Source organism: Streptomyces sp. NPDC104309, from assembly GCF_055584025.1.
In genome coordinates this window covers 16,629-37,682 of record NZ_JBVJMV010000008.1, presented here as the reverse complement: position 1 = coordinate 37,682, position 21,054 = coordinate 16,629, and the positions used below count along the sequence as shown (strand labels likewise).

Here is a 21,054-nt window from a genome sequence, read left to right as displayed (position 1 = left end):
GTACCCCCTCATGACCCGGCTTGTCCGGCCCCTCATGACCCGGCTTGTCCGGCCCCTCATGACCCGGCTTGTCCGGCCCCTCATGACCCGGCTTGTCCGGCCCCTCATGACCCGGCTTGTCCGATTCCGACGGCGTGGGGGTCAGGGTCGGGGTTGACTCCTCGCCACAGGTCGGCAAATCCCCGTCGAAGGGATAAGCGTGCAGCTCCTGGCCGCCGGACTCCCCCTCGGAGGTGTGGGTCAGTGAACCCGCTGTGTAGAAACGGCCGTTGGTGCCGCTCATCGCGAGCGTCGTCACGCTCGACCGGTTGCCGACCAGTACGCTGCCCTGGAACTGGCCGGTGCCCTCCAGCCCGATCTCGGTGGCGTCGGGGAAGTTCCACATCAGGTGTTCGCGGAGCCCGGCCTGGGGCAGCGAGCCCATCAGCGTGCTGATGTTGCGGCTGCTGCCGTAGACGTTGACCAGCACGGTCGCGCCGTCCGGAATGCCGTTGAACGTGATGCCCTGCTGCCCGCCCTGGGCCGACGTCACATCGGCGTCCACGGTGAAGACCTGGAGCGCGGAGCTGCCGTCACCGGTGAAGACGGTCTCGGAGCCGTTGTTCTGCACGGTGCCCGTGGCCGGACGGCGGTGGTCCTTGTTGTCGTCGTACGCGTAGCAGTGGCTGGCCGCGGTCAACTGGTCGCGCAGCGCGGTGTACGGCGCCGTGGCCCCGGCGTCCTTGACCGCCGCCGGAATCACCGTTCCGCCGAGGTTCTGGGCGTACTTCACCACGCCGTGGTTCGGACCTTCCTCGGCGAGCAGCCGCTCACCGGTCGCCACGGTCAGGTCGCCGCCCACGGTCGGATAGTCGGAATCATTGGGCGGCGGCACCCGGGACCCCACGCCCGCGACGCCGACGTTGTAGATCTGCGAGGCGCCCGCACGTTCGGCCATGTCGAAATTGCCGAGGGTGACGATCTTCCCCTCGGCGTCGGCGGCGGCCTCCCGGACCAGGAAGTCACCGCCGACGAAGATGTTGATGTTGCTGTCGTGCTCGGTGACGGGCCGATTGCTCGGGTCGGGCCAGGTCGTCGGACAGTCGTTTCCCAGACACGGGCCGAGGCCGCCGGGCAGCGGATCGGCGACGGCGGTGGACGCGAGCGTGCCCACCATCGCCGCAGCCGCCGACACGACCACCGCCGCCCGGATACTTGTGCCGCGTCTACGCGCATGTGATGGCATAGAGGGCAATATGCAGCTTTTTTGAATAAATGATTGTCATGGCACGCCGTTCGGTGTCTGATCTACCCGGATACCCCGATACGCGAGGCGCAGTCGGAGCAGGCCGCGCGCTCGGGAGCGCAACGGCGCACGCCACATGTGCGTACGCGCGTCAGGCCGTGTCCGACAGCAGTTCGGCCTCCACCCGCGGGTCCAGGCCGACCGGGGCCCGGTCCGGCCGTCGCGGGGCCACGCCGCCCAACTCCCCCAGCCACTTCCAGGTGTCGGCGACCGTCTCCTCGACCGGCCGGCAGCGCAGACCGGCCGCATGCGCCTTGCTGACATCGCCCCGGTGCACGGTGTCGTACAACTCGCCCGGCGGCAGCCAGACCGGCAGCTCGCTCCAGGGCTCCACCCCGGCCGCCAGGATGGTCTCCGCGGGGATCCAGCGGAGTTCCGCAGCGGAGCCGGTGGCGCGTACACAGGCTTCCAGCAGCTGCCCCATGCTCGCGTGACCCGGTCGGCTGACCAGGTTGTACGGCCCGTGCAGACCGGCGCGGCCGGCGTCCAGGAGCCAGTCGGCGAGGTCGCGGGCGTCGATGTACTGAAGCATCAGGTCGGGTGTCCCGGGGGCCAGTACAGGTCCGCCGCGGGCGATCCGCAGCAGCCACCAGGGCAGCCTGCCGATGTTCTCCCCCGGCCCCAGGATCAGCCCCGCGCGGGCCAGCAGGGCGCGGTCCCCGAAGGCGTCGAGCGCGGCCAGTTCCCCGCCGCGTTTGGCCAGCGGATACGGGATGTCCCCACCGGCGTCGGGCGAGGCACCGGCCACCAGCGGGCCGTCCTCGGGCAGACCGGCCGGGGCCGGGTGGTCGTACACGGAACGGCTGGAGACGTACGCGTACCGGGCGGCCCGGCCGGCCAGCAGACGGGCCGCGTCCCGTACGGCCGAGGGGGCACCGCTCCAGGTGTCGACGACCAGGTCCCAGACATCCGCGTCCCCGCCGCGACCGGCGGCCCCGGCCAGCGCGGCGAGGCCGCCGTCGGCGGTGCGGTCGCCGAGGAGTTCCGTCACGCCCGGCGGGGGCGCGTGACGGCCCCGGTGGAACACCGTCACCTCCCAGCCGCGCGCGAGCGCCGCCTCGGTGACGGCGCGGCCGACGAATTCCGTTCCGCCCAGCATCAGAAGCCTCATGGGATCCGACTCTGCCCGCCGGACGCCCGGACCGGAACCGTTCCTCGCTCTCGGCGGAATGGGACAGCGGTCCGTCACGGTGTGCGGGCGAGCGGACTGCGGTTGCGCAGCAGCCACTGGTGGTACCCGGCCGCGCGCTGGGCCGCCTCCCGGTAGGCCGCCTCCAGTTCCGCATACACCGCCGCCATGTCGGCGCCCGGTCGGGACACCAGCAGCAGCCGTACCGCGAGGGGGTCGTCACGCAGCGGCCGGATCGCCATGTCGTCGCGTGGCCCGGAGGTGGGCTGGCAGGGGGCGACCGCTTCGCCGAGCACGACCAGGGACGCGGCGGTGAGGTAGTCGCCGTGCAGAACGGTCGGCGCGAGGCCTGCCTCTCCGAACACCCGGCGCAGCCCGTCCCATTCGCCGTCGACGGTGGGGTCGACCATCCACCGGTCGGCGGCCAGGTCCCCGAGGTCGACCACGGGCCGGGCGGCGGCCGGATGATCCCGAGCCATGGAGATGAACTGCGGTTCACGGTCCAGGAGTACGCGCTGCACCAGGCCCTCCGGGACGGTCAGCGGGCAGCCCTCGACCTCGTGCACGAAGGCGACGTCGAGCCCGCCCGCCTCGACCGTGCGCAGCAGCGCGCTGGCCGATACGTCGACCCGCAGCGAAATGTCCGTGTCGGGCAGCCGGAGCCGCAGCCTGCGCAGCCAGCCGCCGATGACCCGGCTGGCGGTGCAGCCGATGCGCAGCCGCGGGCCGGAGGAGCGGACCGCGTCGGCCTCCGCCTTCGCGTCGCTGACCAGGGCGGTCATCCCGTCGACCAGGGGGCGGGCCCGGCTGAGGACGGCACGGCCGAGCAACGTCGGCCGGCAGCCGGTCCGTTCCCGGCGGAACAACTCGGCGCCCAGAGCGTTCTCGATCCGGCGCAGCTGGGTGGTCAGGGAGGGCTGACTCACGCCCAGTGCGCGGGCCGCTCGGTGCAGGCTGCCCGTGTCGGCGATGGCGCACAGCGCCCTGAGGTGTCTCACCTCAAGCTCCATGCCGTCGAGCGTAGGGCGGCGGGCGGCTGACGCACCAGACGCCACAATCCCATCAAAACCCTTTAATTCACCGGGAGTTGTCGAATGCTTCGTCGACAGTACCGGGGGTGGCGATAGGCCGGCGCTATCGCCGGTTGACATCATCCGCCACGGCTTCCGCTCCCCGACACTCTCTCCGTACCGCCTCCCGTCCGAGTCCGATCATCGGACGGGTTCATCGGATCGGTAATCGGTAGGAGACCCCCCATGAGACACCCCAGGACCGTCCTGTCGGCCGTGGTCGGCCTCGGCTTCGGACTCGCGGCCGCGCTGGGCACCGCACCCGCCATCGCCGCCTCTCCCGCACCCGCCGCACCGCCCGCCGCCGCCTCGGCGGAACACGCGGGCTACACCGCCCACTCCGGGTCGCACGAGAGCGCCGCCGCCAACAAGGCGTTCTTCGAGGCGGTCGCCAAGTCCGTCGCCGAGAAGCGGGCGGCCAACCCCGGCGCCCAGGCGGTCACCATCGTCTACAGCACCGCCAACGCGCCGAGCTTCCGCACCCAGATAGCCAACAGCGCGCAGATCTGGAACAGCTCGGTGTCCAACGTCCGGCTGCAGGAAGGCTCGAACGCCGACTTCGCCTACTACGAGGGCAACGACCCGAGCGGCTCGTACGCCAGCACCGACGGGCACGGCAACGGCTACATCTTCCTCGACTACGCGCAGAACCAGCAGTACAACTCGACCCGCGTCACCGCCCACGAGACCGGCCATGTGCTCGGCCTGCCGGATCACTACTCCGGTCCGTGCAGCGAGCTGATGTCGGGCGGCGGTCCCGGCCCGTCCTGTACGAACCCCTACCCCAACGCGAACGAGCGCGGCCAGGTGAACTACCTGTGGCAGAACGGCTTCGCGGCCGTGCTCGCGCACAGCTCCTCCTGACACCGCCCGGCAGCTCAACGGCCCAGGCGGCCACCTCGTAGGACGGGGTGGCCCCCTGGGCCCGCGGACGAAGGAGGAAGGAGCAACCCGGCGACCTGCGGCCACGCCCGGGGCCGCCGTCACGGCCCGCCCCGGTCTACGGGCTGTTGAGCGCGGTACGGACCAGGGCCAGCAGCTCGTCCTCCGTCATTCCCAACTCACGGGCGTCCGACACCACTTCGCGTACACGCCCCAGCAGTCGGGCCCGGTGCGGGGACGCGCCTCCTGTGACGACCGCGCCGCGCCCACGGCGCAGTTCGATCAGCCCCTCCTCGCGGAGCTGCTGATAACCCCGCAGCACCGTATGGACGTTGACACCGAGGGACTCGGCGAGCACCCGCGCGGCGGGCAGGCGCTCGCCCGACTCCACCGTCCCGTCGGCGACGGCGCGGCGCACGGATGCCGCGATCTGATCGCCGAGCGGCACGGTGGAGGTGGGATCGACCCGGAACAGCATGGTCAGTGCTCCGCCCGTCGCTGGTCGATCAGGGTGTTGAGGAGTGCGGCCGCGGTCGCCGAGTCGTCGACGGTCACCGCGAACTCCCGGCCGCCGGCCAGTGTCGCCACGATGCCCTCACCGGAGCGGATCATGACACCGGTCCGCCCCGGGCGGATGCGGTAGCCCCAGCCGCCGTACTCCGTGAGGGGGTTGACGTGCCGGCTGGTAGCCGTCTCGATCCGGTCGAGCGGCACCCTCACGCGCGGCCAGGGGAGCATGCCCGAGATGGTGATGCCGCGCCGGTCCACCACGACGTACGGCCGGGCGAACACGGCCAGTAGCACACCCAGGATCAGCGGAGGCAGCGCGGCCACCCAGCCCGAGACGAACAGCACCACCACTCCGCCGACCACGAGCGCGAGCGCGATCAGCGGCAGCCACCAGCCCCCGGCGCCGCGCGCCCATCCGGCGACCTCCCCGTCGGCGAGCGTGATCCGCGCTCCGTCTCCGGCCGGCACGGCCTCGGCCGACTGCTCCGGTACGGGGGTGAGCGCGGCGATCAACAGCCCCAGCCCCCCGGCGAGCACGGCGACCCCCAGAGCGACGGCAAGCTGCCACATCGGGAACGACACCCCTTGGGCGTCGCCCCGCGCGTTCTCAGCGACATCCACGTTGGCGATCAGCACGGCGGCCATCACCCAGCCGAGGAACCCGGCGAAGGCATAACCACCGGCGGTCAGCCGACGGTGGGCGCGCCCGTAGAACTTCCCCCGCACCACCATGAGGGTCCACAGCCCCCCGATCGCGACGAACAACAAGACATTGGTCACGACGTACCCCGCCTGCCCCATGTACCCGTTCCCCCGGCCGTCGGCCTGGAAGTGGCTGGCCAGCTGCTCGGGCAACCGGTCGTGCAAGGTGGCGAACAGGACCAGGTCGGCGACGAGCGCGAGCAGGAACGGCAGGGCGACGAGCGTCGCGCGGCCCAGGTTCTTACGCATCATGAAAACCTCCATTGTTCGCATGCTAGTAGAACAATGGAGGGCCGACAAGATTGTGGCAAGCGCCGGCCAGACCTCCACCGCATCGGGCGGCCCCACGGGTGGCAACGTCCAAAGCGACGACGGGGGATCGATGTCTGCCGCGGAGAGGTCCGCGCACCACGTTCGACCCGGCGGTGGCCGGGGGCTCCCCGGGCGTGGAACAACGAAACCGTCCCGCACCGGAGCGGTTCCGGTGCGGGACGGTTTCAGCGGTGGGGCAAGGAAGATCAGGCCAGCTCCAGCGGGAAGGCGCCCCGATGGCCGGTTCCGGCACCCCGGTCCGGGCGGGGCTCGTACTCGCGGCAGCTCCAGACCTCCTGGACGAATCCGGTGCGCCGGTCCCAGAGGTCCACGACATCGCCCTCACCGGCCGCCCCGCGGTAGGCGTCCTTGGCGCCCCGGAAGCACGCGAGACCGCCGGAAAGGCCCCGGCCGGGGGCCGGGAAGTAGTCGGAGAAGGCGCAGGCTATGCAGGTCTGGAGGCGCACCCCGGGCGGCAGGGCGCGCTGGATCGTGGCGAGGGCGGACGCGAAGTCGCTCTCCGCGCGGTGGGATCCGTAGGCGGCCCCGCCGAACTGCAGCTCCAGGTGGAGGTACGGATCGGGGCGGCGCAGCGACAACAGGCAGCTGAGCGTGGCCTGGTGGACGGCTTCGTCCCAGAGGACCGGGAGCGGCAGGTCCCACTCCAGGACACAATCGCCCAAAGCGCCGTCCACCAGGGCGAACAGGCCGTCGGCGGGTGGAGTGCCGGCCACCGGGGTGAGGCCGTCGAAGCTTTCGCCCTCGAAGTCGATGCCCCTGATCCGGAGGCGGAGTTGCTGTCCGTCGGTGGTGAGGATGACCGCGTCGGAACCCTGCCGGTCCCGGTACCACCCTGCCCATGACTCATCTGTCATGGGCACGGACTGTAGCCCGTGCCCATGACAGTCGCCCGGTCGCCCTCCTCTTCACCTCACGGGCCTTGTGACCTCGGCCCCTTGCTCCGTTCTCCTTCCTCCGCCCCCTCCACCGCTCCGCGCCCTCCGCCCCCTTCGGAGCACCGCCTCCACCACCGCCGCGCGTACCGTTTCCTCCTTTCCGCCCCCGGCTCAGTGCGTCCGGCGGGTGACGAACTCCGCCAGGGTCAGGAGGTCGCCCGCCGGGGCCAGGTCGGGGACCGCCCGGGACAGGTGGTGGACCGCGCGCGCCATCCGGTCCGCCGCGCAGACCTGTGCCCAGTCCCGGCCGCCGGCCCGGTCGACGGCGTCGGCGGCGCGGCCGATCTCGCCGGGTGTGTTCATGGATCCCCGGTAGAGCTCGGCGAGTTCGGCCGCCGCGGGAGTGGCGGAGGTCAGTGCGGCGACCACGGGCAGGGATTTCTTGTGGGCGACGAGATCCGCCCCGACCGGTTTCCCGGTCTGTGCCGAATCCCCCCAGATCCCGATCAGATCGTCGATGAGCTGGAAGGCGAGACCGGCCTCCCGGCCGAATCCGTCCATCGCGCCGACCGCCCGCTCCCCCGCACCGGCGTACAGGGCTCCCAGCGCACAGGCGCAGCCGAGCAGCGCGCCCGTCTTGGCGATGGCCATGGTCAGGCACTCGTCGAGCGAGACCTCGTCCGGCCCCCGGTCCTCGAAGGCGCAGTCGGCCTGCTGGCCCGCGCACAGCTCGATGACGCAGGCCGAGAGCCTTGCCGAGGCGCGGGCCGAGGCAGGGTCGGTGTCCTCGGCCAGCAGCCGCTGGGCGAGGGCGAGCATGGCGTCGCCGGTGATGACGGCGTCCGGGATACCGAAGACCGCCCAGGCGGTGGGCCGGTGCCGACGGGTCCGGTCCTCGTCGATGATGTCGTCGTGCAGCAGGGTGAAGTTGTGGGCCAGCTCCACGGCGACGGCCGCCCGTACCGCCCGCTGCGGATCGCCGCCCAGCGCGCGGGCGGCGGCCAGGACGAGCGCGGGTCTGATCGCCTTGCCCGCCCGCGCCGTGGACGGGGTGCCGTCGGCCTCCTGCCAGCCGAAGTGGTACATCGCCACCCGGCGGAGCGATCCGGGCAAGGATTCGACGGCGGCGCGCAGTTGGGGATCGACGAGGACCCGGGTCTGTTCGAGAAGGACCGCGGCTTCCTGCCCCTGCGTGGCCGGGAGGGGGGCCGCGGCCTCGGGCCCCTGAATGGCCCGGGCGACCGGATCGTCGTCCCCCGGGGCCCGGGGGGTGGGTGATGGGGGTGCGTGATGGGTCTTCACTGGGACGTCCTCCCGAGGCCGCCCCGGGCACGGCTGCCCGGTGGCGGAGGTTGACGGGGCCCGGACACGGCCGTCCGGGCCCCGAGGGTCTACCGCCGGCGGCCGACCTCGACGTTTTCCAGCACGCCGAGAGCGTCCGGCACGAGGATGGCCGCCGAGTAGTAGGCCGTCACCAGGTAGGAGATGATCGCCTGCGCGTCGATGCCCATGAAGCGGACGGACAGACTGGGCTCGATCTCGTCCGGGATGCCGGTCTGGTGGAGTCCGATGACGCCCTGCTCGTCCTCACCCGTCCTCATGCAGATGATCGACGTGGTCCGGGCGTCGCTGACCGGGATCTTGTTGGACGGGAAGATCGGTACGCCCCGCCAGGCCGGCACACGGTGTCCGCCGACGTCTACGGTCTCCGGCACCAGACCGCGCCTGTTGCACTCGCGGCCGAATGCGGCGATGGCCTTCGGGTGGGCGAGGAAGAGCTTCGAGCCGCGGCGGCGCGAGAGCAGCTCGTCCATGTCGTCGGGGCCGGGCACGCCGTCGTGCGGCTGGAGGCGCTGCCCGTAGTCGCAGTTGTTGAGCAGACCGAACTCGCGGTTGTTGATCAGCTCGTGTTCCTGGCGCTCGCGCAGCGCCTCGACCGTGAGCCGCAACTGCTGCTCGGTCTGGTTCATGGGCTGGTTGTAGAGGTCGGCGACCCGGCTGTGGACCTTCAGCACGGTCTGGGCGACGCTCAGTTCGTACTCGCGTGGCGCCGCCTCGTAGTCGACGTACGTGTGCGGGACGACGGCTTCGCCGACATGGCCGGCGGAGAGGTCGATCTCCGCCTCGCCGTACTTGTTGGTGCGCTGCTTCGGAACGCTGAGCAGTCCGGCGAGATGGGCGCGGAGCGAGCCAGCGCGCTCGGCGAGGTTGAGCACATCGGCCCGCCGGAGCGTCAGCACCTTGCAGTCGGTGACGGCGCGGGCGGTGTACTCCCACACGGCGTCGCCGTCGATCAGGGCGTGGTCGCCGAAGTAGGCCCCGTCGGCGTGGACCCCGAGCACCGTCTCGTCCCCGTACGGGCCGGTGCCGACCTTCTCGACCTTGCCGTGCGCCAGCAGGAAGACGCGGTCCGCCGCGTCCCCGGTGGTGGCCAGCACCCGGCCGGCGGCGATGTCACGCTGCTCGCACCGCCGGGCCAGCTCACCGAGCACCTCTTCGTCACCGAAGTCCCGCAGAGCCGGGAGCTCTCCGAGCTCGGCCGGGATGACCGAGACCCGGTCACCGGTCTGCACGAAGGTCACCCGGCCGTCCCCCACCAAGTGGCTCAGCCTCCGGTTCACCCGGTACGTACCGCCCTGCACCTGCACCCACGGCAGCATCTTCAGCAGCCACCGCGAGCTGATCTCCTGCATCTGCGGAGCGGACTTGGTGGTCGTCGCGAGGTTCCGCGCCGCCGCCGTGCCCAGACTCTGCTGCGGCGGCACCGGCGTGTTCTGAACCTCTTCACCAACGGACATGTGACGCCCTCTCGATCATTGGTCGACCTGCGCGAAGAAGCCTTTCAGCACGGAGAGTCGGCGCGCCATTACACAAATGAGTGCGACTAACCGGCCTTTGGGCTGGGCACGACGCTCAGCGATGCCCACGGGCGGCGATAATTTGCATCCTCAATGCAAGTTATCTAACGTGGCGGTCATGCGGCTGACGAGATTCACCGACGTGGCGCTGCGCGTACTGATGCGCCTCGCCGTCGTGAAGAACGAGGATCCGCCGACCACGCGAGAGGTGGCGGCCACCATGGAGGTGCCGTACACCCACACCGCGAAGGTCGTCGCCAAGCTCCAGCATCTCGGTCTCATCGAGGCACGCCGGGGCCGCGGCGGCGGACTCAGCCTCACCGGAGCAGGCCGGTCCGCCTCCATCGGCGCGCTCGTCCGGGAGCTCGAAGGACCCGGCGACGTCGTCGACTGCGAGGGCTCCACCCCGTGCCCTCTGCGCGCGGCCTGCCGGCTGCGTGGCGCGCTGCGCCTGGCGGAGGAGGCCTTCTACGCCTCGCTCGACCCGATCACCGTCGCCGAACTCGTCGCCTCCCCCACCGGGCCGTTGCTGATCGGCATCAGCAGCCGCCGCCCGGCCCCCGACTGATCCCGGGCCGGACCACCGCACACCACACCCCCGGCGCCACCACCTGGTTCCGTGCGCCCAAAAATAAGAATCTCAAATACCAATTACAGATTCAGGAGTCCACCGATGCTCTCCGAGACGTCGACCGCCACTGTCCGCGCCACCCTCCCCGCCGTGGGGGCGGCCATCGGGGACATCGCCGACCTCTTCTACCGCAAGCTCTTCGACGCCCACCCCGAGCTGCTGCGCGACCTCTTCAACCGCGGCAACCAGGCGTCCGGCGCCCAGCGCCAGGCCCTCGCGGGCTCCATCGCCGCCTTCGCGACCCAGCTGGTCGAGCAGCCGGACACCCGCCCCGACGTGATGCTCGGCCGGATCGCCCACAAGCACGCCTCGCTCGGCATCACCCCCGCGCAGTACGACATCGTGCACACGCATCTTTTCGCCGCCATCGCCGAGGTCCTCGGCGACGCGGTCACCCCGGAGGTCGCCGCCGCCTGGGACGAGGTCTACTGGCTGATGGCGGGCGCCCTGATCTCGATCGAGGAGCGGCTGTACGCGCAGCGCGGCATCGTCGCCGGGGACGTGTGGCGCGAGTGGGAGGTGGTCGCCCGGATCGAGGAGACCGCGGACGTCGCCACCTTCCAGCTCCGGCCGGCCGACGGCTCCCCCGCCCCCGCCTTCCGCCCCGGTCAGTACGTCTCCGTACAGGTGGAACTCCCCGACGGCGCCCGCCAGATCCGCCAGTACAGCCTTTCCAGCGCCCCGGGCTCGCCGCTGCGCTCGATCACCGTCAAGCGGGTGCACGGCGGCGGATCGCCCGACGGCGAGGTCTCCCGCCACCTCCACGCCGAGGTCGGAGCCGGTGACCGGCTGCGGGTCTCCGCCCCGTACGGCGACCTCGTACTCGATTCCGCGGACGCCCCGCTGCTGCTCGCCTCCGCGGGCATCGGCTGCACCCCGATGCTCTCGATGCTGGAACACCTCGCGGCGACCGGCCACCGCGCCCCGGTCACCGTCGTGCACGGCGACCGCTCCCCCGCCGACCACGCGCTGCGCACCGATCACGCCCTGCTCACCGGCAAACTCGCCGACGCCGCGGCCCACTTCTGGTACGAGAACCCGGAGCCCGGCCACCGCGCCGACCGCACCGGACTGGTCGACCTGAGCGGCCTCGCGATCGCCACGGGCACCCACGCCTACCTCTGCGGTCCGCTGCCCTTCATGCGTACCGTGCGCACCCAGTTGCTGGCCAAGGGGGTACCGGCGGCCGACATCCACTACGAGGTCTTCGGCCCCGACCTGTGGCTCGCGCAGGACTGAACCCGGCCCGTCCTCGCGGGGTTGACCGGATCGACTCGCTCACGATCCGAACAACCGGTCCGGAGATGGCCTGGAGAGCGACATTCCGGTAAAAGCGCAACAAGGACCCGCCCCCCACGCGCACAAGGAGTCGGCCATGTCCGCACCCATGCCCGCGAGCACGTTCCTGGAAGCCCTGATGAACGAGGGGCTCACTGTCGTCCAGGTCGGTGACTGGCGTACTCACCACCGCAACCACAAGGGCCCCTGGGGCCCGGTCGACGGAGTGATGATCCCCCACACGGTCACCGAGGGCACCGAGTCCACCGTCCGTATCTGCCGTGACGGCGCTCCGGAACTCCCCGGCCCGCTCTGCCACGGCGTGATCACCAAGGACGGGCGGGTCCATCTGGTCGGCTGCGGCAGGGCCAACCACGCCGGACTCGGCGACGCCGACGTACTGCGCGCCGTCGTCGCCGAGAAGCGCCTCCCCGCCGACAACGAGGCCGGCACGGACGGGAACCGGCACTTCTACGGCTTCGAGTGCGAGAACCTCGGCGACGGCAAGGACCCCTGGCCCGACGCCCAGCTCGAAGGCATCGAGAAGGCCGCCGCCGCGATCTGCCGCCACCCCGGCTGGACCTCACGCTCGGTGATCGGCCACAAGGAGTGGCAGCCCGGCAAGATCGATCCCCGCGGCTTCACGATGGACTCCATGCGGGACCGGATCCAGGACCGCCTGAAATGATCCGTGCCCGCCCCTCCCGGGCCCGGCTCGGTACAGCCCGACGACAATGACGTCATGCCTTCCGAAGTGCTCGACCTGTCCCGCCTGCGGCCGGTGCTCCGAGGACGGGCAGCCCGTCAGCGTGGCGAGGGAGCCATCACGCCCGGACATGGTTAGCCGAGGTACGGCGCTGGACGGCGCTCCAAGAAGTGTTGGAGGCGCATGCGTTGGGTGTGGTGTATGGGCAACGCATCGAGGTCGGCCGGTGCCACGAACCGCAGTTCCGTGCTCTCGTCGGAGAGGGCCAGTTCTCCGCCCGTGATGCGGGCCGTGAAGCAGACGTTGAACTGTCGCCTCACCTCGCCGTCGCTGTACTCGATGATGTGCCGGGGGTCCGTGTACGTGCCGACCAGTCCCGTGATCTCCACGTCGAGGCCGGTCTCCTCCTTGACCTCGCGGACGGCCGTGCCGGGCAGCGAGTCACCCAGGTCCATCCCTCCGCCGGGCAGTGCCCACAGGTCGTTGTCCCGGCGCCGTTGCAGCAGGAGGCGGCCCTCGCTGTCGGTGACCACCGCCGATGCGGCCACGACCATGCTGTTCGGCTCGGGCGCCTGGGGATCGTCGAAGTACTCGGTCCGGGCCATCGGGTCATGCCTCCACAGGGCGCGCTGTCTCCCACACGGCATCGAAACTGTCCGCGTAGGTGTCGAACATGCCGCCGGATTCGTGGCGGCGAAGGTGCCACACGGGCGCACCGTACGCATTCACACCCCAGACGTGGGCATTGACCAACACCTGATCATCAGCCCGGTACAAGCTGTTGTAGAGCGTCGTGCCGTGCGTCCGGAGTTCGATGCCCGGCACGCTCGCCAACGGCCGGTAGTGCAGGAGAGCGAGGCGGCAGCGGGATTCGATGCCGTGCCCGAACTTCTCTTCCTGCCCTCGCTGCTGGACGTTCTCGCTGTCCGCGTCACCGACTGCGATGCGTACTGCGCACCCGTCGGCAGCACGCTCCCGCAGGAGATCGTTCAACCGGGGATACGCCTCGTGCAGGAACACCGCCGCGTAGACCAGGACATCGATCCGCTCGCGCCCTGCCGTGAGGAGATCCACGAACACGGATACGGGAAGGTCTGCCCGTTGGTCGTACAGAGCGACCAGTTCCGGACTGACAGCCCGCGCTGCACGTGCTTGTCGGAGCGCCGGCCACAGGGCGTGAATGTCCTCGCCCAACGTCTCGGCCGCCTTGAGTGCAGTTGCCCGCCGTGGGGTGCGCCCGAGGTTGACCCAGCGTTCCACGCTCTTCGGGTCCACGCCCGTCACGCTGGCCAATGAGGCATGAGTCCAGCCGCCGGATGCCATGACAGCCCTTAACCGCTCGTTCTGCATGGGGACGTTCTACAGGCTGTGGGACGTCCCGAAGTGCCGAACGTTCGAGGTTCCCCCGTCCTGATCACCAGCGGGACGATCGCGACACCGGCGGACGATGAAGGGGTTTCGGAATGGTGCGGGGACTATGGCAACAGGTCGAACAGCGTGATCCGTTCCCAGTGCCCGACCCTGATCCGGCGGACCCGGACTGCGACGTGTGCGGGGCGCTGGTCGCTCAGCGCACTGAGTGCTATCGGCGCCGGGACCTCTCGGGGGTCGTGGACTGCAACGTAGAAATCCGTCAGCACCCACATGCGGAGGTGACTCGATGACCCGCGCCGTGCTCCGCTACGTCCCCCACTCGATTCGGCACGCCCCCGAGGGCGGGGTGACCTATGAGGTGTTCTGCGTCGCCGACGGCTGCCGAGCCGAGTCCGGCGCGTGCGACGAACAGGCCGAGGCTCAGGACTGGGCGCTCCGGCACGCCGGGCGGACGGGGCACGACCTGTTCAGGCGGGTATTCACGGATCACGCGCGCGTCACCCGCGAGGCATAGGCCCGGCTCGCCGGGCGACGGCGATCAGGGCAGTCCAGCGCGTCGGCTTCCGCCCGCTCACACCACCCGAATGGTGTGAGCGGGGCTCTGACGTGCGAGGGCACGGGCAGGAGCGCTCCACAATGGACGGGTGAATCGCCCCGCGAACCTTGACGCCCTCTTGCAGCAACGCCCGCCGTCCCCGTTGCAGGAGATCCGCGACGAGCGCTTCGCGCGCCACGGCATGCGGCTGCTGCTCAAGCGGGACGACCTGATCCACCCCGATCTCCCAGGCAACAAATGGCGCAAACTCTCCCCCAATCTGCGGGCCGCCGCCGGGCGCACCGTGCTGACCTTCGGGGGCGCGTACTCCAACCATCTGCGGGCCACCGCCGCCGCCGGGCGGCTGCTCGGCTTCCCCACCGTCGGGGTGGTACGCGGCGACGAACTCGCCGACCGCCCCCTCAACCCCTCGCTGGCCCGGTGCGCCGCCGACGGGATGACCCTGCATTTCGTGGACCGCGGGACGTACCGCGCGAAGAACGATCCGGAGGTCCTGGCGGGGCTGCTGAGCACCTACGGGGAGTGCTGCGTCATCCCGGAGGGCGGCAGCAACGCCGCGGCCGTGCAGGGCTGTACGGAGCTGGGCCGTGAGCTGCGCGGCAGGGCCGATGTGGTCGCGGTGGCCTGTGGTACGGGCGGCACCCTCGCCGGCCTCGCCGCCGGTCTCGGGCCGGGGCAGCGCGCCCTCGGTGTCCCGGTGCTGCGCGGCGGTTTCCTCGGCGACGCGGTACGGGAACTGCAGCAGGAGGCGTTCGGCGGGGCGGCCGGGTCGTGGTCCCTGGACGAACGCTTCCACTTCGGCGGATACGCCCGTACGCCCCCGCCGCTGCACGCCTTCGCGGACGACTTCGAGCAGCGGCACGGGCTGCCCGTCGAGCGGCTCTATGTCGCCAAGCTGCTGTACGCGCTCACCGCGCTCACCGAGGAGGGCGCGTTCCCCGCGGGAACCACGGTCGCGGCCGTCGTCACGGGCCGGCCCTGAGGGTCTTTCGTCCGGATCGGGCCGGGCTCGCGTGCCCCGGCACCGCGCCTCGCCGCGTTGTCGTCGGTCGCGATGGCGCCGCCATGACTCCCTCCTCCGCCTCGCGATCCACTGCGCCGGACCCCGCTCCCCGATCCGGCCCGATCCAAACGAAAGACCCTGGACGCCCCCGTCAAGGCGCGCCCGATTCCTCCCGGTAGGCCGCCGCCTCCTCCAGGTCGAGCCGTCTGAGCAGCGTGCGGAGCATCTCGTCGTCGATCCGCCGCTCGTCCCGCAGCCGAACGAAGACCGCGCGTTCGGCGTCGATCATCTCCCCGGCCAGACGCCGGTACGTGTCGTCCGCCGACTCCCCGGTCACCGGGTTGGCGGCACCGAGGCGCTCCCACACGGCGTTGCGGCGGCGCTCCAGGACGGCGCGCAGCCGGTCGGTGAGCGGTCCCGGCAGGGCGTTGCGCCGGTCGGTGAGGAGCTCCTCCAGACGTGCCTCGGCGGCTGTGGACGCCTCGCTCTGCGCCTGCGCCTCCGCCAGCGTCTCCGCCGTCGCGTCGCGCCCCGGAAGCCTGAGGACACGCACCAGCAGCGGCAGGCTGAGCCCCTGGATGACGAGGGTGCCGATGACGGTGGTGAAGGTCAGGAACAGCACCAGGTCACGGGCGGGGAAGGCCTTTCCGTCGGCCATGACCACCGGGATGGAGAAGGCGATGGCGAGCGAGACGACCCCGCGCATCCCGGCCCAGCCGACGATCAGCGGCGCCGTCCAGTCCGTGTCGGGCTCGCGCTCCCTGATCCGTTTCGACAGCCATCTGGGCAGATACGTCGCCGGGTAGACCCAGACGAAGCGGACCAGGACGACGGCGAGGAACACGGCGAGCGCGTACCAGAGCGCCTCCGCCACCGCGTACCTGCCGAGCCCCTTCAGTACGAAGGGCAGCTGGAGCCCGATCAGCGCGAAGACCGCGGACTCCAGGATGAACGCGACCATCTTCCAGACGGCCGCCTCCTGGAGCCGGGTCGCGAAGTCGACCTGCCAGGCCCGGTGGCCCAGATAGAGCGCGACGACGACCACGGCGAGCACCCCGGAGGCGTGCACACGTTCCGCCGCCGCGTACGCCACGAACGGGATCAGCAGGGACAGCGTGTTCTGCAGCAGCGCTTCCTTGAGGTGCGTACGGAGCCAGTGCAGCGGCACCATCAGCGCCAGGCCGACCACGACGCCACCGACGGCCGCGAGGAGGAATTCGCCGATCCCGGCGCCCCAGCTCATGCCCTCGCCGACGGCGGCGGCGAGCGCCACCTTGTAGGCGGTGATCGCGGTGGCGTCGTTCACCAGGGACTCACCCTGCAGGATCGTCGTGACCCGGGCGGGCAGCCCGACCCGGCGGGCGATCGCGGCGGCCGTGACGGCGTCCGGCGGGGCGACCACCGCGCCGAGCACCAGCGCGGCGGTGGGCGGCAGATCGGGCACGAGGCGGTACGCGAGCCAGCCGACCGCCGCGGTCGCGAACAGCACGTAACCGACGGAGAGCAGCGCGACCGGCCGGATATTGGCCCGCAGGTCGAGGTACGAGCTGTCGACCGCGGCCGTGTAGAGCAGCGGCGGCAGCAGCAGTGGCAGCACGACGTGCGCGTCCAGGGTGTACGTCGGCACCCCGGGCAGATACGAGGCGACCAGCCCCACTGCGACCAGCAGGAGGGGGGCCGGCACGGGGGTGCGGCGTGCGGCCCCCGCGACGGCCGCACTGGCCGCGACCAGTGCCACCAGCGGCAATGCGTCCATCTCACGGTCCTCGCATCCGTCGTAACCTGACAATCATGAGTGACTGCCCGCACCTGTCCGAACTGCCGCGCCCCGAGCCGACCCCGCTCAGCGAGACCTGTACCGGCTGTCTCGCGGCGGGCACCCACCCGGTGCAGCTGCGACTCTGTCTGGTCTGCGGCCATGTCGGCTGCTGCGATTCGTCACCCCTGCAGCACGCCACCGGCCACTTCAAGGAGACCGCTCACGCGGTGATGCGGAGCTTCGAGCCGGGCGAAAGCTGGCGCTGGTGCTTCGAGGACGGTTCGATCGTCTGACGTCTGGGTACGTCAATCCGGCGCCGGTTGTTCGTAATTGGCCGCCGCAGACCTCTACCCACCGTGTGTACTCATGGGCTTACCATGAGTGACAGTCATGGGCCGGGGCCGTCCGTCCGTGATCCGCGGGCAGGCCCCAGGGCCCGGCGACACGGCATCATGGATCGCGATAGCGTCGCCGGACCAGAACCGAAGACGTACCGCATGGCTCCGGGGCACTCTTCCCGGACCCTCGAAAGAGTTTGTGCCACCTTGGAGGTGAGGGTGTCCCAGATCGCAGGCGAGCCCGGGAATCAGGACTTCGTAGAGGTCCGGCTGCCCGCTGCGGGTGCCTACCTGTCAGTGCTGCGTACGGCCACGGCCGGTCTCGCAGCGCGCTTGGACTTCACACTCGACGAGATCGAGGATCTCCGCATCGCCGTCGACGAGGCCTGCGCGATCCTGCTCCAGCAGGCCGTGCCGGGCTCCGTCCTCAGCTGCGTCTTCCGGCTCATCGAGGATTCTCTTGAGGTGACGGTGTCGGCGCCGACGACGGACGGCCGGGCGCCGGAGCGCGACACCTTCGCCTGGACGGTGCTCTCCGCACTGGCCGGCAAGGTCGACTCCTCGGTCGCCGACGACCGCACGGTCAGCATCAGCCTGTACAAACAGCGCGGCGCGGGACCCGGGCCGGCGTGAGCAACGGGAACGGGGACGGTCCTGTGCGGGACGAGACGATCCGACCAGAGGTGGTGCGCGCAGCGGGCATCCCGGAACAGCAGGCCCTGCCCCATCCGGAGGACGGGGCGGACGGGCCTGCGGGTCCTACGGTCGCGTTGGAGCAGTCGCAGGCGGAGCGGGCAGGCCAGATGAGCGAGCACGGGCACCACGATCCACACGACCGCAGCGGGGCGCGGGCGCTCTTCATCGAACTGCGCAGGCTTCCCGACGGATCGCCCGAGAAGGCGGAGCTGCGCAATCGGCTGGTGCGGATGCATCTGCCGCTCGTGGAGCACCTGGCCCGCCGGTTCCGCAATCGCGGCGAGCCGCTGGACGATCTGACCCAGGTCGCCACGATCGGGCTGATCAAGTCGGTCGACCGGTTCGACCCGGACCGAGGCGTCGAGTTCTCGACGTACGCGACACCCACGGTCGTCGGCGAGATCAAGCGCCACTTCCGTGACAAGGGCTGGGCGGTCCGGGTGCCGCGCCGGCTGCAGGAGCTGCGGCTCTCGCTCACCACGGCCACCGCCGAACTCTCCCAGCAGCACGGCCGCTCGCCGACGGTGCACGAGCTGGCGGAGCGATTGGGCATCTCCGAGGAAGAGGTCCTGGAGGGCCTGGAATCGGCCAATGCGTACAGCACGCTCTCGCTGGACGTGCCGGACACGGACGACGAGTCCCCCGCGGTGGCGGACACCCTGGGCTCCGAGGACGAGGCGCTGGAGGGCGTCGAGTACCGGGAGTCGCTCAAACCGCTGCTGGAGGACCTGCCGCCACGCGAGAAGCGGATCCTGCTGCTGCGGTTCTTCGGCAACATGACCCAGTCGCAGATCGCCCAGGAGGTCGGCATCTCGCAGATGCACGTCTCGCGGCTGCTGGCCCGCACCCTGGCGCAGCTGCGTGAGCGGCTGCTCGTCGAGGAGTAGGGCGAGAGGGCGGGGCGAGGGTCCGGCGCCTGCGCGCGGGGCCGAGGCGAACGCCGAGACCCCGTGCGCCGGGCAGCCGCTGCGGGACAGCCGGCTCAGGCGCGCGGCGGCTGGGCACGGGCAGTGGCTCGCGCCCGTCCGGCAGGCGGTGGCCGGTCGATCGGGTGCGGCGATCAGGTCGCGCCGCGGCGCGACGGCCCGCTCGTGCGTCCCGGCGAGCAGCGGCCGGACCAGCGGCTCGCGCGTCCCCGTCCCGTCGCGGCCGGGCGGTCCGTCATGCGTCCAGTGGTGGGGCGGCCGACGGCACCCGCGGCTCAGGCGTCCGGTGTGGTGCCGGGCCGGCGGATGCCCAGTTCGTCGATCGTCGTCGGCCTGACCAGCTGATAGAGCGCCGTCAGGACCACCGCCGCGAGGACGATCCCGGCCGGGATCAGCACGCCGTGGGACCTCAGCAGTGTCCAGGCCACCGGGAGCCCGATGATCTGCGTGATGAGCGCGGGGCCGCGGCTCCAGCTGCGCCGCAGCAACAGGCCACGCGCGGCGATCAGCGGGATCAGGCCGAGCGCGATCAGCGTGAGGCCACCCATCTCCGCCTGCTGCGGACTGTCGGGGCGCCCCAGCAGCCCCATCACCAGCATGTAGATCCCACCGATGACGAGCGCCGCCCCTTCCAGGGCGTTGAGTCCGGCCACGAGCGTGATCCTGCTCGGCTTCGCCGGTCCGACCGAGGGCGAGGGCGACTCCGAAAGCGGCTCGGAGGGCGACTCGGAGGTCGGCTCGGAGGGCGTGTTCTGCTGAGTACTCACCCTTGCAGGTTGGCATCCCGGCACCGCGAAAGCGAAGCCGGGGTCGGAAACGTAAGGGAACGGACGACCGTCCCTCGCCCCACCGCGCCCGGTCCGTCACCGAGTGTGAAGGTCATGGGGCAGGACTTCAGAGCGATACCACGCGGTAGGTAGTCTGGCCGTCATGCGCGCACTCCTTGTGGTCAATCCAGCTGCTACCACCACCAGTGCGCGGACGCGTGACGTGCTCATCCACGCACTGGCCAGCGAGATGAAGCTGGAGGCCGTGACCACGGAGTACCGGGGCCACGCCCGGGACCTGGGCCGACGGGCCGCGGACTCCGGGGAGATCGACCTGGTGGTCGCCCTGGGCGGCGACGGCACGGTCAACGAGGTCGTCAACGGTCTGCTCCACAACGGCCCCGACCTGGACAGCCTGCCGAGCCTCGCGGTGGTTCCCGGCGGTTCCACCAATGTCTTCGCGCGCGCCCTCGGCCTGCCCAACGACGCGGTGGAGGCGACCGGCGCGATCCTGGACGCGCTCGCCAAGGGGACCGAACGCACGGTCGGCCTGGGGCTGGCGGCCGGCACCCCGGGCACCGAGGACGAGTCGGTCCCGGAACGCTGGTTCACTTTCTGCGCCGGACTGGGATTCGACGCGGGCGTGGTCGGCCGGGTCGAACAGAAACGCGAATCGGGTATGCGCTCCACGCACGGGCTGTATGTCCGCCAGGTCGTCCGGCAATTCCTGGAGGAACCGCACCGCAGACACGGGGCAATCACCCTGGAGACACCCGGGCAACCACCTGTGACCGATCTTGCACTGTCGATAATCTCCAACACGGCACCCTGGACCTACCTGGGGAATCGCCCGCTGTACGCATCTCCGAAGGCCACGTTCGACACCGGCCTGGACGTACTCGGGCTGAAGCGGCTCTCCACCTCGGCAGTGGCCCGATACGGCACCCAGCTGCTCACTTCGAGCCCCGAGAAGGGCCCGTCCGGGAAGCACGCCGTTTCACTTCACGACCTCACGGACTTCACCTTGCATTCAAAGGCGCCACTGCCCTTTCAGATGGATGGCGACCATCTGGGAGTGCGCACCAGTGTGACGTTCACAGGCGTACGCCGTGCACTGCGTGTGATTGTGTGAGTGGAAGAGACCAAAGTCCTTTAACTCGAACGTTTGGGCTGGACTCCACCCCATAGAAGTACGGCTGTGACCTAGTCGACACCGAGGAATCAAAAAAAAGTTTCCGGAAGGGGTTGTATCCGCCGCCGAGGTTTGCGAATCTCTACATGGCGATCGGGACGGCCCGCAACAACGGCCTCCACTGAGAGCCAGAACCCCTCCTCAATCCACAGGACCACAACCAGTTCGTCTGGGCGTCGGCCCG

The 21,054-nt window shown here is 70.7% G+C and carries 22 protein-coding genes; 10 read left to right on the top strand and 12 right to left on the bottom strand.

Annotated features, from left to right (window positions below; translation table 11 throughout):
- The 3 genes from ACZ68L_RS14035 to ACZ68L_RS14025 all read right to left on the bottom strand — a co-directional run.
- Positions 1–1,225 (bottom strand): choice-of-anchor A family protein (locus tag ACZ68L_RS14035; protein ID WP_469576949.1); only part of this gene is annotated, 1,225 nt, incomplete at its 3' end.
- A gap of 151 nt (positions 1,226–1,376) precedes the next feature.
- The gene (locus ACZ68L_RS14030) at positions 1,377–2,384 is read right to left on the bottom strand and encodes an NAD-dependent epimerase/dehydratase family protein (RefSeq protein WP_469577246.1); all 1,008 of its coding nucleotides are present in this window, start codon (positions 2,382–2,384) and stop codon (positions 1,377–1,379) included.
- 86 nt (positions 2,385–2,470) lie between these two features.
- Positions 2,471–3,424 carry a LysR family transcriptional regulator gene (locus tag ACZ68L_RS14025; RefSeq protein WP_469576947.1) on the bottom strand — a complete coding sequence of 318 codons (954 nt, stop codon included), beginning with the start codon at positions 3,422–3,424 and terminating at the stop codon, positions 2,471–2,473.
- A gap of 246 nt (positions 3,425–3,670) precedes the next feature.
- On the opposite strand from ACZ68L_RS14025, the gene snpA reads away from it, so the two are divergent.
- Complete coding sequence (gene snpA, locus ACZ68L_RS14020; protein WP_469576945.1) at positions 3,671–4,348, top strand: snapalysin; 678 nt, start codon at positions 3,671–3,673, stop codon at positions 4,346–4,348.
- A gap of 136 nt (positions 4,349–4,484) precedes the next feature.
- Here snpA and ACZ68L_RS14015 read toward each other — a convergent pair whose 3' ends face one another.
- The 5 genes from ACZ68L_RS14015 to ACZ68L_RS13995 form a co-directional block, all read right to left on the bottom strand.
- On the bottom strand, positions 4,485–4,844 hold the full coding sequence (locus tag ACZ68L_RS14015; RefSeq protein WP_469576943.1) for a GntR family transcriptional regulator: 360 nt from the start codon (positions 4,842–4,844) through the stop codon (positions 4,485–4,487).
- Between the two features lie 2 nt (positions 4,845–4,846).
- On the bottom strand, positions 4,847–5,830 hold the full coding sequence (locus tag ACZ68L_RS14010) for a DUF1648 domain-containing protein (RefSeq protein ID WP_469576942.1): 984 nt from the start codon (positions 5,828–5,830) through the stop codon (positions 4,847–4,849).
- A gap of 266 nt (positions 5,831–6,096) precedes the next feature.
- On the bottom strand, positions 6,097–6,765 hold the full coding sequence (locus tag ACZ68L_RS14005) for a DUF6304 family protein (RefSeq protein WP_469576940.1): 669 nt from the start codon (positions 6,763–6,765) through the stop codon (positions 6,097–6,099).
- A 192-nt stretch (positions 6,766–6,957) separates the two neighbouring features.
- On the bottom strand, positions 6,958–8,016 hold the full coding sequence (locus tag ACZ68L_RS14000) for a family 2 encapsulin nanocompartment cargo protein polyprenyl transferase (RefSeq protein ID WP_469577245.1): 1,059 nt from the start codon (positions 8,014–8,016) through the stop codon (positions 6,958–6,960).
- A gap of 161 nt (positions 8,017–8,177) precedes the next feature.
- Positions 8,178–9,584 carry a family 2B encapsulin nanocompartment shell protein gene (locus tag ACZ68L_RS13995; protein ID WP_469576938.1) on the bottom strand — a complete coding sequence of 469 codons (1,407 nt, stop codon included), beginning with the start codon at positions 9,582–9,584 and terminating at the stop codon, positions 8,178–8,180.
- A 178-nt stretch (positions 9,585–9,762) separates the two neighbouring features.
- Here ACZ68L_RS13995 and ACZ68L_RS13990 point away from each other — a divergent pair, with 178 nt between their 5' ends.
- The 3 genes from ACZ68L_RS13990 (at position 9,763) to ACZ68L_RS13980 (ending at position 12,241) form a co-directional block, all read left to right on the top strand.
- Positions 9,763–10,212 carry an RrF2 family transcriptional regulator gene (locus ACZ68L_RS13990; protein ID WP_469576937.1) on the top strand — a complete coding sequence of 150 codons (450 nt, stop codon included), beginning with the start codon at positions 9,763–9,765 and terminating at the stop codon, positions 10,210–10,212.
- Positions 10,213–10,317: 105 nt separating this feature from the next.
- Positions 10,318–11,514: a globin domain-containing protein gene (locus ACZ68L_RS13985; RefSeq protein ID WP_469576935.1), complete on the top strand. Its 1,197-nt coding sequence runs from the start codon at positions 10,318–10,320 to the stop codon at positions 11,512–11,514.
- Between the two features lie 136 nt (positions 11,515–11,650).
- Positions 11,651–12,241, top strand: a complete 591-nt coding sequence (locus ACZ68L_RS13980; RefSeq protein ID WP_469576934.1) for an N-acetylmuramoyl-L-alanine amidase — start codon at positions 11,651–11,653, stop codon at positions 12,239–12,241.
- Between the two features lie 152 nt (positions 12,242–12,393).
- On the opposite strand, the gene ACZ68L_RS13975 is transcribed toward ACZ68L_RS13980, so the two are convergent.
- Both ACZ68L_RS13975 and ACZ68L_RS13970 read right to left on the bottom strand, forming a co-directional pair.
- A complete protein-coding gene (locus tag ACZ68L_RS13975) occupies positions 12,394–12,864 on the bottom strand; it encodes an NUDIX domain-containing protein (protein WP_469576933.1) in 471 nt (156 codons plus the stop codon).
- A 4-nt stretch (positions 12,865–12,868) separates the two neighbouring features.
- Positions 12,869–13,609, bottom strand: coding sequence for a helix-turn-helix domain-containing protein (locus tag ACZ68L_RS13970; RefSeq protein ID WP_469576932.1), 741 nt, complete (start codon positions 13,607–13,609; stop codon positions 12,869–12,871).
- A gap of 310 nt (positions 13,610–13,919) precedes the next feature.
- On the opposite strand from ACZ68L_RS13970, the gene ACZ68L_RS13965 reads away from it, so the two are divergent.
- Positions 13,920–14,147 carry a DUF7848 domain-containing protein gene (locus tag ACZ68L_RS13965; RefSeq protein ID WP_469576931.1) on the top strand — a complete coding sequence of 76 codons (228 nt, stop codon included), beginning with the start codon at positions 13,920–13,922 and terminating at the stop codon, positions 14,145–14,147.
- Between the two features lie 130 nt (positions 14,148–14,277).
- A complete protein-coding gene (locus ACZ68L_RS13960) occupies positions 14,278–15,171 on the top strand; it encodes a 1-aminocyclopropane-1-carboxylate deaminase/D-cysteine desulfhydrase (protein WP_469576929.1) in 894 nt (297 codons plus the stop codon).
- A gap of 172 nt (positions 15,172–15,343) precedes the next feature.
- Here ACZ68L_RS13960 and ACZ68L_RS13955 read toward each other — a convergent pair whose 3' ends face one another.
- Positions 15,344–16,948, bottom strand: coding sequence for a Na+/H+ antiporter (locus tag ACZ68L_RS13955; protein WP_469576927.1), 1,605 nt, complete (start codon positions 16,946–16,948; stop codon positions 15,344–15,346).
- Positions 16,949–16,983: 35 nt separating this feature from the next.
- Here ACZ68L_RS13955 and ACZ68L_RS13950 point away from each other — a divergent pair, with 35 nt between their 5' ends.
- From ACZ68L_RS13950 to ACZ68L_RS13940, 3 genes are all read left to right on the top strand, one after another.
- A complete protein-coding gene (locus ACZ68L_RS13950) occupies positions 16,984–17,244 on the top strand; it encodes a UBP-type zinc finger domain-containing protein (protein WP_469576926.1) in 261 nt (86 codons plus the stop codon).
- 264 nt (positions 17,245–17,508) lie between these two features.
- Positions 17,509–17,922 carry an ATP-binding protein gene (locus ACZ68L_RS13945; protein WP_073781878.1) on the top strand — a complete coding sequence of 138 codons (414 nt, stop codon included), beginning with the start codon at positions 17,509–17,511 and terminating at the stop codon, positions 17,920–17,922.
- Complete coding sequence (locus ACZ68L_RS13940) at positions 17,919–18,872, top strand: RNA polymerase sigma factor SigF (protein ID WP_469576924.1); 954 nt, start codon at positions 17,919–17,921, stop codon at positions 18,870–18,872. Before ACZ68L_RS13945 ends, ACZ68L_RS13940 begins: the two co-directional genes overlap by 4 nt.
- 314 nt (positions 18,873–19,186) lie before the next feature.
- Here the strand turns inward: ACZ68L_RS13940 and ACZ68L_RS13935 are convergent, their stop codons facing one another.
- Positions 19,187–19,564, bottom strand: coding sequence for a hypothetical protein (locus ACZ68L_RS13935; RefSeq protein ID WP_469577244.1), 378 nt, complete (start codon positions 19,562–19,564; stop codon positions 19,187–19,189).
- A gap of 277 nt (positions 19,565–19,841) precedes the next feature.
- Here ACZ68L_RS13935 and ACZ68L_RS13930 point away from each other — a divergent pair, with 277 nt between their 5' ends.
- Positions 19,842–20,810 (top strand): diacylglycerol/lipid kinase family protein, encoded by a 969-nt coding sequence (locus ACZ68L_RS13930; RefSeq protein ID WP_469576922.1) that lies wholly within the window; start codon positions 19,842–19,844, stop codon positions 20,808–20,810.
- The last annotated feature ends 244 nt before the right edge of the window (positions 20,811–21,054 follow it).